The sequence below is a fragment of the Mucilaginibacter gossypii genome, from assembly GCF_017569325.2.
In the GTDB taxonomy this organism is placed as follows: Bacteria; Bacteroidota; Bacteroidia; order Sphingobacteriales; family Sphingobacteriaceae; genus Mucilaginibacter; species Mucilaginibacter gossypii.
In genome coordinates, this window is sequence record NZ_CP071878.2 from 3,108,616 (window position 1) to 3,123,643 (window position 15,028).

Sequence of the window (15,028 nt, forward strand, 5' to 3'; positions counted from 1 at the left end):
ATTGTGGTTTATGATGATAACCTAACAGAAAACCTGTTCCTTAACAATGCCCTGCTGTTTTTCATCATGTAATTTTAATTGGGTTGGTTAATCAGGCGAAAATTACAACTTTTTATCATAATTAAAGCCTCATTAAACCGATATAGCGCCTAATGAAGCGGTTTTTTTACGTGAGCGCATATAAATTACCAATCCTATAAATGCAACGATTAATGCAATCGGGATAATCAGGGTAGTATTTAATACTTCAGGACCTGCCGCCGACCGTGCTGCATCAAACGCTTTAGCCATATCCGAGCCCGCCGGCGCCGACCGATAAGCGTCCAGACTGGCACCCGCCGGTAATTTCGAAGCCATGATTTTATCGTAAAAACCGCCCATAAACATCATGTAAATAGATACCCCGAACATACCGGCCCCGCCCATCAGGTTCAAACCTACGGCACCTGTACGCGGCAGGTTTTCGGCCACAAAGCCTATCATGCAAGGCCAGAAGAAAGCTACACCAAGACCAAAAACTACCGCTGCAAAATAGATAGCATCACCATGCAGGTGTACCATCAAATAAATGCCCAAAGCTGATAATACGGCCGAGATCAACAGTACTCCCTGTGGTGCCAAACGGTGAACTATCGGGCTTGCAAACGCGCGGCCCAATACCTGTACCGAGGCAACAAAAGTTAAAATAAGGATGGCGTTGTCCGTAACTGTTTTGAATAAAACGTCAGTCCACTGGTTGGTGAATAATTCGGTAATAGCTGTTCCGAACATACAAATGATCATGAACAGGAACAACGGGTTGACCAATGCCTTATACATATCCTCGGTACTTATACCGGCAGATACACGCTCGGTAACCGGGAAATCCAACTTCGAGAACAGGTAACCATAAGCAATGGTAGGGATCAGCATCAATGCTATCTCAATCTGCGAGATCCAGTACGGTTTAGGTGATACACCGTGAGCCAAAGTGGTATCCAGTCCGAACACGATGAGCGTACCGATCACGATGCCCGCCGGAAACCAGAGGTGAAAGTGATTAAGCTTTGTAGTTTTATTATCTGTATATAGCGAAGCTACAAGCGGGTTACATGAAGCTTCAACCGTACCATTAGCAATACCAATCATTAAGGTAGAAAGAAACAGCGTCCAGTAGCCATTGGCAAAAATGGTAAGCAGGATCCCCACCAGGTGAAACACGAAAGCTGACACCAGCAGCTTTTTCATACCGATGATATCGACAATAAAGCCGCCTACAATGATAGCCAGCGGAAAGCCCCAGAAAGCAGTTGCTGCAATGGTGCCCAGTTGCGAAGCGTTCAAATGAAATCTTACGCCCTGGTCATTCAAAATCCCGGCACGGATACCGAATGATAATGACGTTACCAGCAACGACAGGCAGCTTGCCCTGAATAGCTGTGTACGGTTAATAGTTTGCATTTTAAATTATTTAAGGTTATTTGATAATTGGTTAATTGGCTGTATCAAAATGCTTTTTGCCGAAATTACTTCAGCGATATGTTTCCTTTTAGTAAAATCCCATGTTTTACCGATGGGCTATTTTATGATTAAATAAAGTCATTATCGCGAGCGCAGGCCTGTTATCCTTAGCCTGTCGAAGGGTCGCGCGTAAAGGCCTCCCACCATGCTTCGACAGGCTACCCATGACATCCGTTTTAGACTGCGTTGTTATAGGTTTTCAGGCTTACGAATTTTTAAAAACTTCGTAAGTCTGAAATCATGTCGTCATGCTGAACTTGCTTCAGCATCCCACTTGCCAGGCAGCCATGCTAAGCACTCGCATACCTATCTTGTGGGGTGCCGAAACAAGTTCGGCATGACGTTTTTTACGATTTTATAATTCCGAAATCAAAAATCCCAATTCCGAAATCAAAAAATTATATCCCTAACGTCTTCCTGTTGAAAGCGTCATCAGAACCCGATGCGGCGAAATCATCAAAAGCTCGTTCGGTTACACGGATAATATGATCTTTAATGAATTGGGCACCTTCCCTTGCACCGTCTTCAGGATGTTTGAGCGCACATTCCCATTCAAGCACCGCCCATCCTTTGTAATCATATTGTGTTAATTTACTGAATATCGATTTAAAATCTACCTGACCATCACCCAATGAGCGGAAACGGCCTGCGCGGTTAACCCAGTTCTGGTAACCACCGTAAACACCCTGACGACCTGTTGGATTAAACTCGGCATCCTTAACATGGAACATTTTAATGCGCTCATGGTATAGGTCGATATATTCCAGGTAATCCAGGCACTGTAATACAAAGTGCGAAGGATCATACAGTAAGTTAGCACGTTTGTGGCCTTTTACATGATCAAGGAACATCTCGTAAGTGATACCATCATGCAGGTCTTCACCCGGGTGAATCTCGTAGCAAAGGTCGATGCCGTTTTCCTCGTAAACATCCAGTATCGGCGTCCAGCGTTTGGCCAGTTCGCCAAAAGCAGTCTCAACAATCCCGGCAGGGCGTTGAGGCCACGGATATACCATTGGCCAAAGCAGGGCACCACTAAAAGTTACCGATGCATTTAAACCTAAATTTTTTGATGCCTGTGCAGCATATTTCAATTGCTGTACAGCCCATTTTTGCCTTTCGGCCGGGTTACCGCGTAAATGCTCGGGTGCGAAACCGTCGAACAGATCGTCATAACCCGGATTTACCGCTACCAGCTGGCCTTGAAGGTGGGTTGATAGCTCAGTTATTTCTAACCCTGCGGCGTTAACTATACCTTTAATTTCATCAGCATAAGTTTTGCTTTCGGCGGCTTTTTGCAGGTCGATAAAACGGGTATCGTTTGTTGGCAGCTGCACACCTTTGTAGCCTAAACCCGCTGCCCACTGGCAAATAGATTCAAGGCTGTTAAATGGTGCCGCGTCTCCTATAAACTGTGCTATAAATATGGCAGGTCCTTTTATAGTAGTCATGTTGTTTGTTTTAAATAGATGGTGGATTAAATAGTGAAATCAGTCCATTTGGCATCTGATTTACCTGATGCTATCACATTTTCAATAAAAGCCATTCCCCGAACGCCTTCTTCGATACCCGGAAAATCAAGTTCTTCGGGAGTGGCCTGCTTACCTTCCAAACCGGCTTTAACTGTCAAAGCAAAATTACGGTACAGGTTGGCGAATGCCTCCAGATAACCTTCGGGGTGACCGGCAGGCGTACGTGTATTATGCTGCGCGAATGAGCTGGTATACCCCCCGCCGGTGCGCCAGGTTTCGGCAGGCTTATCGGTATACATTACAGTTAATGAGTTAGCATCGCTCTGGTGCCATTCCAAACCGCCTTTTTCACCATAAACCCTGATCTTCACATTATTCTCTTCGCCGGCTGCAATTTGGGTAGCCGTGAGCACGCCGCTTGCACCGTTGTTAAATTTTAACAACGCCGCGCCGTCATCATCCAGCTTGCGGCCTTCAACTACAATGTTGATATCGGCACAAATTTTAGTAACCTGTAAGCCGGTAACGTATTCGGCAAGGTTAAAGGCATGTGTACCTATATCACCCATGGCGCCGGCAATCCCGCTTTTACCCGGATCGGTACGCCAGGAGGCTTGTTTGTTATCTTCTCCTTCTAAAAAACTGCTCAACCACCCCTGCGGATACTCAACATAAACCTTCCGTACTGTACCTATGGCGCCTGCTTTGATCAGTTGCTTAGCTTCCTTAACCATTGGGTAGCCTGTGTAAGTATGTGTAAGGCAAAATAGTTTGCCAGAGGTACTAACTACTTTTTCCAGTTCCTTAGCTTCCTCAAGCGAAAAGGCCATGGGTTTATCAAGCACCACATGAAAACCGTTTTCGAGCGCCATTTTGGTTGGGGCAAAATGCACATGGTTAGGCGTTACAATGCTGATCACCTGCACACGTTCATCCTCGGGCAGTTGCTTTTCTTTTTCAATAAGTTCCTGGTATGAGCTGTACGAGCGGCTTGCCGGTAAGCCAAGCAAAAGGCCGCTGGCCTGTGATTTTTCGGCATTACTGCTAAAAGCGCCGCAAACCAATTCATACTCACCATCAATACGGGCAGCTATGCGGTGTACGGCACCAATAAACGCACCTTGTCCGCCACCTATCATTCCTAATCTTAATTTCATTTGTTTTTGTTGGGGTTGATGTTTTTGATGATTAAACGCTTCTCAATCGATTGTATACATCAAAAACAGCATTATGTAATAATGCTGTTTTTGATAGCAATTCAAATTTTGTAAAAATCAAAGGTATAATCAATTGATATTGCAATTTTTTAGGTTGCCCAGGCTTTATCACCTTTTTTGTATGGCAGGTTACCGTCATATTTACCAGGAACGGCAATGTAACGTAATGCCTGTGTAGCACCCGGTTTTGAAGTGAAGAAACCCAACAGGGTTAATTCCTTCAGCATCCTGAAATAATGGTTAGGATCTTCGGGCTTTTTGGCTTTGGTATAGTCTTTTTGTTCTTTGTCAAGCGCAGTTAATAGTTCGGTACGCTGCTCCGGAGTGGCCTCCAAAAACTTTTTACCAAATTTTTTGTCGCTTGCATCATTCAGGTCTTTAAGGCCTTTGATGAAAATTTTCTGATCATCGGCAGTATAGCAATCCTGTACCATTACGGTCATAAATTTGCCAATTTCGGCAGCTTTAGCACCTGGGGTTGAGGTTGCAGGCAAAATCGTTTCGCCAATTTCATCCATCAGGGCCACATCATCCTGTGTAAAAAGGTCGTTTACTTTCGGCGAAGATGATTTACATCCGGAGATGAAGAACTCGGCGCCGATGATGGTACCGCCAAGGATCAAACCTACCCTGCCTATCGCTTCTCTTCTATTCATAAATTAGTTATTGATTTAGTGAATTAATGAATTAGTGATTTTAATTAATTGAGGAATTAGAGAATTAGTGACAGCAATTTTTCAATCACTAATTCACTAACTCACTAATCCACTAATTATTTTGTTTACGCTTTTAACACGAAACCTTCGCGGTAATCGCGTTTTATATATTGGTTAACAGCATCAAAGTTGGTAACTTTCATAGCCTGGTTATCCCAAACCAATTTTACTCTGCCGCCATTTAGCTCATGACCGCGAACCGCAAGGTTAGCCATCAATAGCGCCTCAGTAAGCGGACCAGCCTTATCAAACGATGAGCTTAACTCTGTTTTACCATAACCTGCTATACAGCCTTCAACCCACTGTGCGTAGTGGCCGTTAGCGCCGCCCGGTACACGTGCCCATTTCTGCGGAGCTTTAGCGCTTTTGGTAAGCGATTTCGGCAATAATGTTGCTGCATCAGAATAGGTGCTTGCATACATTTTACCTTTTGTACCGATAAACAATGTACCGTTACCTTCTTCACCGCCAAAATCTTCGCTCGCTAATAATTCAGCAGGCCTTTCTGGTTGGATACCACCGTCCATCCAGTGCAGTGTAACATCACCTTTGGTTTTATCGGTTTTAGGGAATGTTAACGTGATGTGGCTTGATGGAGGGCAGCTTTCAGGGAAGTGGCCTTCTTTAAACTCATCTACATAAACACTGCCAACACTGGCCTGTACATCCTTAGCATACTGAATACCCAACACGCGGAAAGGAGCTTCAACCAGGTGACAGCCCATATCGCCAAGGGCGCCGGTACCGTAATCCCACCAGCCGCGCCAGTTAAATGGTACCAGTTTATCAACATAATCTTTTTTAGGTGCTGTACCCAGCCACAGGTCCCAATCCAACTCTTTAGGGATATTTGGTTGGGGCGGTGGCCATGCAATGCCTTGCGGCCAAACGGGGCGGTTTGTCCAGCAGTAAACTGTGTGCACATCGCCAATCAGGTCGGCATCATACCATTCCGACATTAGGCGTGTACCATCATTTGATGCACCCTGGTTACCCATTTGTGTAACCACTTTATACTTTTTGGCAGCCTCTGTTAGTAAACGGGCTTCCCAGATATCATGCGTCAACGGTTTCTGAACATAAACGTGTTTGTTCAGCTGCATAGCGTTATAGGTAATAATGGCGTGGTTATGATCGGGTGTTGAAACCGATACCGCGTCAAAATGCTTGTGTTCTTTGTCAAACATTTCGCGCCAGTCTTTATAATACTTTGCCTTAGGAAAATCGCTACGTGACCTTGCTGCTCTGCGGTCGTCAACATCGCACAGGAAAGCGATTTCAGCTTTACCGCTTTTGTAAAAGTTAGCAATATCGCTTTGGCCTTTACCACCGGCGCCAACGCCGGCAATCAATAACTTGTCGCTTGGAGCTATAAAACCTTTACCGCCCAAAACATGGCGCGGAACTATCATAAAACCAGCGGCTGCGATAGCGCTGCTTTTAATAAATTGCCGTCTTGACGGGTTTGGGGTTTTGTCCTTTTCTTCAGTCATAGGGTGTTTTTGTTATAGGTTGTTTTTTATGTGATAGTGATTAAATTTCTCCTTTTTTGAGTGCAGTAACAGCGTAATCAGCAGCACGCGCTGTTAACGCCATATAAGTAAGTGAAGGGTTTTGGCAAGCTGCCGATGTCATACATGAGCCATCGGTAACAAATACGTTTTTAGCATCCCAAACCTGGTTCCACTGGTTAAGTACCGAAGTTTTTGGATCACGGCCCATACGTGCGGTACCCATTTCGTGAATACCACGGCCAAGGAACGGATTAGTGCTTGAAGTTTGTACATCTTTAGCGCCAATAGCTTCCAGCATTTCTTTGCCATCTTTTTCCATATCGATACGCATTTTCAGCTCATTCGCTTTCAATTCGGCATCAATGGCAACAACAGGCAAGCCCCATTTATCTTTTTTGGTTTTGTCGATAGTAACCTTGTTTTCGTGATAAGGCAATGTTTCGCCAAAAGCGCCCATACCTATATGCCATGAACCTGGTTCGGTTAAAGCATCCTTAAATGCACCGCCTATGTTCAGTTCGGCAATGTCACGGCTCCAGCCTTCGCGGCTTGCCGAACCCTGGTAACCGAAACCACGGATGTAATCACGTTTTTCGCCATTAAGGTTACGATAGCGCGGGATATAGAAACCATTTGCACGGCGACCGAAGTAATATTTATCTTCATAACCCTCAACTCTTCCATAAGCGCTAACATTAAGGTGGTGGTCCATTAGGTTATGACCAAGCTCACCGCTGCTGCTGCCTAAGCCACCTTCCCAAACGTCGGTAGCTGAATTCATTAGGATCCAGGCCGAGTTAATGGTTGAAGCGTTTACGAATACGATCTTAGCGAAGTATTCATAAGTTTTGTTGGTTTCAGCATCCAATACCTCAACGCCTTTGGCTTTTTTGGTATCCTTATCGTACAATATTTTGGTAACGATAGACCACGGGCGAACGGTTAAATTACCTGTAGCCATGGCCGCAGGCAATGTAGCCGATTGGGTGCTGAAATAAGCACCGAACGGACAACCTAACCAGCATTTGTTACGGTACTGGCAGTTGGTACGGTTGTTATGCGGTACAGTGATATTAGCCGTACGACCAATGATCATGTGACGCGCTTCTTTATAGAATTCTTTCAAGCGTTTTGAAACGTCTTTTTCAACCACGTTCATTTCCATAGGCGGCATAAAATCGCCATCAGGAAGGATAGGTAAACCATCTTTATTACCGGAGATCCCGGCAAATTGCTCGGCGTAGCTATACCACGGAGCGATGTCTTTGTAGCGGATAGGCCAGTCGACAGCGATGCCATCCTTTAAGTTGGCTTCAAAATCAACATCAGCCCAGCGGTACGATTGGCGTCCCCACATCAGTGAGCGGCCGCCTACGTGGTAACCACGGAACCAGTCAAAACGTTTAATCTCTGTATAAGGACTATCTTTATCACTTGCCCAATAGTCAAGGTTGGTTTCATTTAACGGATAGTCGCGTTTAAGAACCGGGTAATCATCAATCATTTTCTGGGTACGGCCGCCTCTGTGCGGAAATTCCCATGGATCTTTGGTTGCGTTTACGTAATCTTTAATGTGCTCAATATTACGGCCACGCTCAAGCATGATGGTTTTCAAACCCTTTTGTGTTAGTTCCTTGGCAGCCCACCCGCCTGAAATTCCTGAGCCAATGACTATTGCGTCATAAGTGTTTGCAGACATACGAATAATATGATTAGTTTAATTTGTTTACTACTTGGTTATCTCGTTAAATGTATGAATAAAATTCATTTTCCAAATATTACATTGTGTTTTTTTTACACGAAGGACCTCACCCCGGCCCTCTCCAAAGGAGAGGGAGCCCCCTTACGCCGCCCTTTTTAAGTCCTCTCCTTTGGAGAGTATTTAGGAGAGGTTCCCCTTCTTCATCTCGCTCATGGCATAATCAGCAGCCCTTGCTGTAAAGGCCATATAAGTTAGTGACGGATTTTGGCACGAGGTTGACGTCATGCTGGCGCCGTCGGTAACAAATACGTTTTTAACGCTGTGCACCTGGTTCCATTTGTTTAATATCGATGTTTTAGGATCATTCCCCATACGGGCACCGCCCATTTCATGAATATCAAGCCCCGGTGCTCGTTTATCGGTACTGGCTTTAATGTTGGTAAAACCCGCGCTGGTGAACATCTCGGTTAACTGCTCCACATAATCCTTCTTCATCTTCTCATCGTTATCGTCGTAATCAATGTTCATCTTTAATAATGGTACGCCCCAGGCATCTTTTTGCTTGTCATCAAGACTTACAAAATTGCTTTCCTTCGGGATGGTTTCGCCCATCATATGCGAGCCTACACGCCACGGGCCAAGCTCTTTGTTAGCCAGGTTATCTTTCAGACTGCTGCCTACGCCGTCCCAACTACGCTGCGGGGATCTGTAAGCGCCAAAGCCTGAAGCATAGCCGCGTAAAAAGTCGGTTTCTTGTTTGTACACGTTCCTGAACCTCGGGATATACCCCCCGCCGGCAGGATTACGCCCATCTGTTGTCCATTCTTTAGCGCCATCATACTCGGCTCCAATATGGGCCGAATAATTATGGAAAGCTACATATTTACCCAGCACACCGCTATCATTGCCCAAACCACTAGGGAAACGATGCGACTTGGAATTAAGCAATATCAGGTTGGTATTTAACGCCGCTGCATTGACAAATATTACTTTGGCGTAATAGTCGATAGCTTCTTTGGTATTGGTATCAATAACCCGCACACCGGTAGCTTTACCCAGCTTATCATCATATATAATAGATTCCACTACCGAAAACGGCCTCAACGTAGCGTGCCCGGATTTTAAAGCCCAGGGGATAGTGGTAGCATTTGCGCTGAAATAGCCACCAAAGGGGCAACCACGCTCACAGATCGTTCTCCTTTGGCATTGTACCCTGCCCTGATCCAGGTGGATTTGATTAGGGGTTGACAGGTGGGCGCAACGGGCGCTGATCACATGCCGGTTTTTATATTTACTTTTTACGTGATCTCTAAAATATTCTTCAACAGTATTTAACGGGAATGCGGGTAGGAACTCACCATCCGGCAATTCGGCAATGCCATCACGGTTACCCGAAATGCCGGCGAATTTCTCTACATAACTATACCATGGTGCAATATCTTTGTAACGGATAGGCCAGTCTACCGCGAAGCCATCACGGGCAGGGCCTTCAAAATCAAAATCGCTCCAGCGCTGGGTTTGGCGTGCCCAAAGCAGGGATTTGCCGCCAACCTGGTATCCGCGGATCCAGTCGAAGGGTTTATCTTGTATGTAGGGGTGCTCTGCATCTTTAACAAAAAAATGCGCGGCGCTTTCTCCAAAAGCATAACAGCGGTTTACAATAGGATTAGCTTCCTGTACAGCCATCGGCAGTTCGCCCCGGTGTTCAAACTCCCAGGGGTACATATTGGTAGTCGGGTAATCCTTAATATGCTTCACATCGCGGCCACGCTCCAATATCAGTGTTTTGAGTCCTTTGTCCGCAAACTCTTTAGCAGCCCATCCTCCGCTCATTCCCGAGCCAATTACTATCGCGTCGAAAGTGCGTTCTTTAACGCTGTCGATATTTAAATTAGCCATTACTTATACTGCTTGCTTTTGTTTGTAAGGGAAATGCGCATTGTACCTGCCCGGCACAAGCTCATATACCACTTCTTTAGTCATAAAATATTTTGAATTGGTATAACCGTTTATGGTTTGTCTTTTTACCATGCCATAAAACTTCTTAAGCTCGGGCGAATATTTACCGGCAGGAGGCGTGGCAGGTGCGGCATCTTTTTTATCACTGTTTTTCCTGGCCGTCTCTTCTTCCGCTTTACCTTCTTTTTCTATATCCAGCAAAAACGCTTCACGGGTTTTAACATCGAGCTGATTAAACGTTTTACTATATAATTTCTGAGACTGATTTGCAAAATGGCCCATGCCAGTCACAAACACCTGCTGATCTTCCTTTTTATAGCAGTCATCCACCATTTTCAATACAAATAAATGGAGCAACAGGTCTTTCGCACCCGGCGTTGTTGTTTTAGGTATAATAGTTTCTGCTACATCGCCTATCAACTGTTCCTGATCGGCAGTGATATCGATATTTTTGAGTGCAACCTTCGACTTTGCTTTGTCCTGCGAACAGGCCGGGAGCAATGCAGCCCCTCCTACTATCAAAGCCAGATTTTTAATGACGGTACGCCGGTCCATTGTTTAAACTAAATTGTTTTAGCGAAGCCCATTTATCTGTCACAAAACTTTTAGCTTACTGAACAGGTAACGAGAAAGGCTTAATATGATTTATAATGTGCTCCCAAACTTAATAATTACAATTCAAAATCAAAGGCTGTAAAAATTAAATCTTCACGGGTGTAAGTTAGTCTTATACTATTAATAGCCCCATTTTTTCATGATTTGTAAATCAATTTTTACACAATCGATTGGGTCTTTGCCCTGGTATGCTTCCTGCTCAATAATGAACAAAGAGGTGCCGCCTTTTTTTGCACCGGCCTTTACAATATCCCTAACTGGCAGGATCCCCGCGCCTAAAATGGTGCTTTCAGTATCATCGCCACCGTGGGGCGGTACTTTAATTTCGTCCTTTACGTGCATGGACTGGAAACGGCCGGGATATTTATTGATAAACTCCAACGCTCTGCCACCGGTAGTGTACATGTTACCGATATCTATTTGCTGGGCCACCAAAGCCGGATCGGTATTTTGGATGATATAATCATAAAGGGTGATATCGCCTACTTTAGTACTGATCTCAAAGTTATGGTTGTGGTAGCCAAACATCATTGACGATTGTTTGCAAAGCTCACCGCATTTGTTAAACTGTTCCATTGTACGTTTCAGGGCATCGGTATCTGTACGTACCTTTTCATCCAGCCATGGGCTTATCACAAACTTTTGCCCCATGGTGGCAGCGTCTTCAACAGTGTATTTCCAGGCATCGGTAAAATCATTTTTGGCTGCATCCCAGTGTTGAGACGTCATTACAGTATGACCGCTTGGCATTTTAAGATCAAGGTCGGCCAGGATCTTTTTAAATTCTTTGGCAGTATAGCCGTAAAATTTCCTGTCGATGTAATTAGCATGTTCCACATGGGCGTAACCTGCATCAGCTATCTTTTTAAGCGTTCCCTGCGGGTCGGCCTTCATGGCATCGCGTACGCTGTAAAGCTGCACCCCTACCCGTTTAAGCTTACTATCCGTAGCGGCAAATAAACTATCAGGAAGTAGCGCCGCCCCGGCTACTGCCATTGCGCCGGTTTTTAAAAATGATCTGCGTGATGTATACATGGTTATATGTTTAAGGTTATTTTGCAATAGGAAATACAGGAAACAATAAATCAGAATTACTTACAAATGCAAGGTGCTTGCTATCCGGCGCCCATGACGGGGTATTGATAGTACCCTGACCGCCGTATAAATAAGCTACTACTTTTGACGGGCCTCCGCCTACCGGCATCAGCCTTAAATATACATGCTTATAAAAAGGATGGTCGCCGGGGGATACTTCGCTTTTCAGGAAGGTGATATAAACTATCCATTTACCATCCGGCGAAATATGCGGGAACCAGTTGTTATAGTCATCGTTGGTTAATTGCGTTTGCTCACTGCCGTCGGCTTTCATGCGCCAAACCTGCATCAGGCCGCTGCGCACCGAATTAAAGTAAATGTACTTGCCATCGGGCGAATACTCAGGGCCATCATCAAGGCCGGGAGTATTGGTAAGGCGTTCTTCTGGCCCGCCTGCCGCGGGGATGCGGTAAACGTCAAATTCCTTATTGCGCTCACCGCAAAAAACGATGTACTTTTTATCGGGCGACCAGCCATGCATATAACTTGCGCCGTGCCCGGTTTGGGTTACCCGTGTAGCCTCGCCACCGGCCGAAGAAACTGTGTATCCTATTGATGGGCCACCATCGCCGCTGCTGATAGCCAGCATTTTGCCATCGAAGGAAAGCACATGGTCGTTATTATTATTTTTAGCGATGCCGGTATTGAGTGCCGTTGGCATATGCGATTTAAGATCGAATTTATAAAGTGAACCTTCGCTGTTATAAATGAGTGATTTGCCATCAAGTGTCCAGTTTGGGGCCTGGAGTGATTTTGGTGACTGATAAACCACTGTCGCGTTCTGACTTTCGAGGTCAAGCAACTCAATGGCGCTGCCTAAGTATTGTTTATAGGGTATCAATGTGGCCGGAGCGGGTGTGACGATACGTGTATTGTTGAATACCGCTTTCTCCGTAACATCCGCATTGTGCGAACAGATGAAGATGCCTACATAAACGTCGTCGCCCAGGTCAAGACCGATTACCTCCTCGCTCACAAACAAATCACCTTTTCGTGCTACCGACATGGTATAGGTATTACCTTTGCGTTCCAGCTGGATCACATCGGCCGCGGTAATGGATGCCTTCTTTTCTTCGGTGATGCCGCTTACCGTTTTACGGTATTGCAACGAGGTTAAGCCATCGCCATGAACAACAGCATTAATATGTTTTGAATTTGAATCAAGCGTGGTGCGAACCATTAGTCCAACCTTGCGATGCGCTTCAACACCTTTACCTATAAAAGCAGCGTTGGTGCGAAGAATGAAATCGCCTTTCATTTTCTTCCACACAAAGTGAAAATCATCATGTGTAACCCAGATATTCTGGCCCGAACCGGTAAGTGTATATTGCTGTAGTTTAGCGTCATATACACCGCTGCCCTGATGCTTGACCGTACCAACATCGGTTTGGCCTTCAAATATTCCCACGCCCTGAGCACTAACCCGAGCAGAAAACAAGGCAATGCAAGCCATGCATAACACAACATTTAATATTTTACAGCGCATTGGTTTGGTGTTTAGTGTACACTATAATCGGTTCACTAAGGTATGTAATCAATTCGCTATTAAGATAGTACTATTTTAACAATTCTCCACATTTTTGATATATAGCCAGATTTTTACAAAGTGTAATTTTAACACGGAGTGGGGAGGTTGATTGCTGTTGGAGACAGCACAGTTGCCGTTGTTGATGTTGTCACCAACATCCATCAGATAGGTTAACGCATTGGATGGCATAGCGTAGAAATCACAGATTTAATGGCATAGCGCATAGCTGTTGGTGACAACACTATAGGTGTTCGGAAGATTTTTTAATTCCCTCCCGTGGGAGGGGTGTGGTAGGAATGCGTAGTGGCAGGGAGGGGTTTATCCGCTATTGCAAAGGAATAGGCAAAGCGATGAAACCCCTCCCTACACTCGCCCAGGGGGAGGGAATCGCACAATCCAACGCTTTTCTTATTTCTTCCGAGGACTTATGCTGACAACATCGACAACAGCAAAATGACACAAACAAAAAAAGGCCATAGCAATCACCTCGCTATGGCCTTTTAATGTATTTAATAACAGCTTACTCCGCAGCTACTAATATTTCGGTAACCTGTATAGCTGCAGGTACTGCTACCGGAACAGGTGTACAATATTCCTTCAAAAAATCAGCTTTTGAATCGCGGTATGAGCTTACAGCTCCCAGCATACTCATCATTTTAATATAACACCAGGCCAAATCAAACTGATATGGCTTAAAGCCAGAGCGGGCACTTTTAGGATATAAATGGTGGTTGTTATGCCACTCACCTGCTACATAACCCGGCCACAACTGATTGATTGACATATCCTCGCGGTTATGGTCGATACCTTCACGGCGCATATCTTTTCCTTTTCCATGACCTTCGTAGTTAAATGTACGTACACCAACTGCCCAAATGCCGGCAGAGCCAAATACAGCACAGGCTAATGCCGGTCCGCCTAAAAGGTAGAAAGCTGTAAACCAAAAGCCCCAGTTCAGTATAATACCAATTATGGTTCGGGTTGGATTAGCCAGGGTGCCCCATTTTTGATACTGCTTGTAAGTATTTGTATTTACCCCGGTGTGTTTCATCAGGTTAACACATTTTTTGTAAGTGGCTTCGTCCATGTTTCGTGCTATGGGCTGGTGGTTAACATCAGCTAAAAAGCAATACATAAAACCACCTTGTGCATTGTAAGGATCACCCGGCTGATCAGATAAAGCGTGGTGCACATGGTGCGATACGGCGTAGATTTCTTCAGGGATGATCTTCAATGTAAGGTTCTGGGTAAAAAAACGCCAGAAATTATTTTTAAAGCTATAAGCTCCGTGGGTGCAATACCGGTGGTGCCAGATTGTACCATGGGTACCCATAATGATCATTCCATACACAAAGGCAACAATGAGACCTGTGATACTGAAATATTTAAAGATGAACAGCCCCAGGAACGGCACTAAAGCCAGCACCAGCGACCAGCTTAAAAACGAAAGCCAGTTTTTTTTATCCCTGAATACATTTAACCGTTTAAAAAATTCTTTTACAATTTGTGTGTTAGTAGGTTTTGAGAGGTTGCCAAGTCCATCTGTCCAACCATATGCAGGTGGTTCGAGCACAGTGTTTAAAAATGCCATTAAGTGTTTGGGAGATTAGTTTAAAATTGTCGGAGAATTGTTATAAATTGTCACAATATAGTAAAAAGTACCTACTGCTTATACGTAACAACGGGATAAATAGATTTAAATTACCCAAC

Annotated in this window: 11 protein-coding genes; all 11 read right to left on the reverse strand. The window is 44.8% G+C overall.

Going from position 1 to position 15,028, the window contains the following annotated elements; translation table 11 throughout:
* Positions 1–132 precede the first annotated feature (132 nt).
* The 11 genes from J3L18_RS12960 to J3L18_RS13010 all read right to left on the reverse strand — a co-directional run bounded on the left by J3L18_RS12960 (position 133) and on the right by J3L18_RS13010 (position 14,909).
* Complete coding sequence (locus tag J3L18_RS12960; RefSeq protein ID WP_091175419.1) at positions 133–1,440, reverse strand: MFS transporter; 1,308 nt, start codon at positions 1,438–1,440, stop codon at positions 133–135.
* Between the two features lie 458 nt (positions 1,441–1,898).
* Positions 1,899–2,951: a sugar phosphate isomerase/epimerase family protein gene (locus J3L18_RS12965; RefSeq protein ID WP_129571717.1), complete on the reverse strand. Its 1,053-nt coding sequence runs from the start codon at positions 2,949–2,951 to the stop codon at positions 1,899–1,901.
* Positions 2,952–2,977: 26 nt separating this feature from the next.
* On the reverse strand, positions 2,978–4,129 hold the full coding sequence (locus J3L18_RS12970; RefSeq protein ID WP_223266302.1) for a Gfo/Idh/MocA family protein: 1,152 nt from the start codon (positions 4,127–4,129) through the stop codon (positions 2,978–2,980).
* Between the two features lie 149 nt (positions 4,130–4,278).
* Entirely contained in the window at positions 4,279–4,845 is a 567-nt protein-coding gene (locus J3L18_RS12975; RefSeq protein WP_129571716.1) for a gluconate 2-dehydrogenase subunit 3 family protein, read from the reverse strand.
* Positions 4,846–4,970: 125 nt separating this feature from the next.
* Positions 4,971–6,398, reverse strand: a complete 1,428-nt coding sequence (locus tag J3L18_RS12980; protein WP_091175426.1) for a Gfo/Idh/MocA family protein — start codon at positions 6,396–6,398, stop codon at positions 4,971–4,973.
* A 40-nt stretch (positions 6,399–6,438) separates the two neighbouring features.
* Complete coding sequence (locus J3L18_RS12985; protein WP_129571715.1) at positions 6,439–8,118, reverse strand: GMC oxidoreductase; 1,680 nt, start codon at positions 8,116–8,118, stop codon at positions 6,439–6,441.
* Between the two features lie 183 nt (positions 8,119–8,301).
* Positions 8,302–10,020 (reverse strand): GMC oxidoreductase, encoded by a 1,719-nt coding sequence (locus J3L18_RS12990; RefSeq protein WP_129571714.1) that lies wholly within the window; start codon positions 10,018–10,020, stop codon positions 8,302–8,304.
* A 3-nt stretch (positions 10,021–10,023) separates the two neighbouring features.
* A complete protein-coding gene (locus tag J3L18_RS12995) occupies positions 10,024–10,635 on the reverse strand; it encodes a gluconate 2-dehydrogenase subunit 3 family protein (protein ID WP_129571713.1) in 612 nt (203 codons plus the stop codon).
* A 180-nt stretch (positions 10,636–10,815) separates the two neighbouring features.
* Positions 10,816–11,730: a TIM barrel protein gene (locus J3L18_RS13000; protein WP_129571712.1), complete on the reverse strand. Its 915-nt coding sequence runs from the start codon at positions 11,728–11,730 to the stop codon at positions 10,816–10,818.
* Positions 11,731–11,746: 16 nt separating this feature from the next.
* Positions 11,747–13,276 carry a TolB family protein gene (locus J3L18_RS13005; RefSeq protein ID WP_129571711.1) on the reverse strand — a complete coding sequence of 510 codons (1,530 nt, stop codon included), beginning with the start codon at positions 13,274–13,276 and terminating at the stop codon, positions 11,747–11,749.
* A 562-nt stretch (positions 13,277–13,838) separates the two neighbouring features.
* Positions 13,839–14,909, reverse strand: coding sequence for a fatty acid desaturase (locus J3L18_RS13010; RefSeq protein ID WP_129571710.1), 1,071 nt, complete (start codon positions 14,907–14,909; stop codon positions 13,839–13,841).
* Positions 14,910–15,028 lie beyond the last annotated feature (119 nt).

What these genes read in the sequence shown, in the direction of transcription:
- J3L18_RS12960 (WP_091175419.1), bottom strand. Translation starts at nt 1,440, where the DNA reads ATGCAAACTATTAACCGTACACAGCTATTCAGGGCAAGCTGCCTGTCG.
- J3L18_RS12965 (WP_129571717.1), bottom strand. Translation starts at nt 2,951, where the DNA reads ATGACTACTATAAAAGGACCTGCCATATTTATAGCACAGTTTATAGGA.
- J3L18_RS12970 (WP_223266302.1), bottom strand. Translation starts at nt 4,129, where the DNA reads ATGAAATTAAGATTAGGAATGATAGGTGGCGGACAAGGTGCGTTTATT.
- J3L18_RS12975 (WP_129571716.1), bottom strand. Translation starts at nt 4,845, where the DNA reads ATGAATAGAAGAGAAGCGATAGGCAGGGTAGGTTTGATCCTTGGCGGT.
- J3L18_RS12980 (WP_091175426.1), bottom strand. Translation starts at nt 6,398, where the DNA reads ATGACTGAAGAAAAGGACAAAACCCCAAACCCGTCAAGACGGCAATTT.
- J3L18_RS12985 (WP_129571715.1), bottom strand. Translation starts at nt 8,118, where the DNA reads ATGTCTGCAAACACTTATGACGCAATAGTCATTGGCTCAGGAATTTCA.
- J3L18_RS12990 (WP_129571714.1), bottom strand. Translation starts at nt 10,020, where the DNA reads ATGGCTAATTTAAATATCGACAGCGTTAAAGAACGCACTTTCGACGCG.
- J3L18_RS12995 (WP_129571713.1), bottom strand. Translation starts at nt 10,635, where the DNA reads ATGGACCGGCGTACCGTCATTAAAAATCTGGCTTTGATAGTAGGAGGG.
- J3L18_RS13000 (WP_129571712.1), bottom strand. Translation starts at nt 11,730, where the DNA reads ATGTATACATCACGCAGATCATTTTTAAAAACCGGCGCAATGGCAGTA.
- J3L18_RS13005 (WP_129571711.1), bottom strand. Translation starts at nt 13,276, where the DNA reads ATGCGCTGTAAAATATTAAATGTTGTGTTATGCATGGCTTGCATTGCC.
- J3L18_RS13010 (WP_129571710.1), bottom strand. Translation starts at nt 14,909, where the DNA reads ATGGCATTTTTAAACACTGTGCTCGAACCACCTGCATATGGTTGGACA.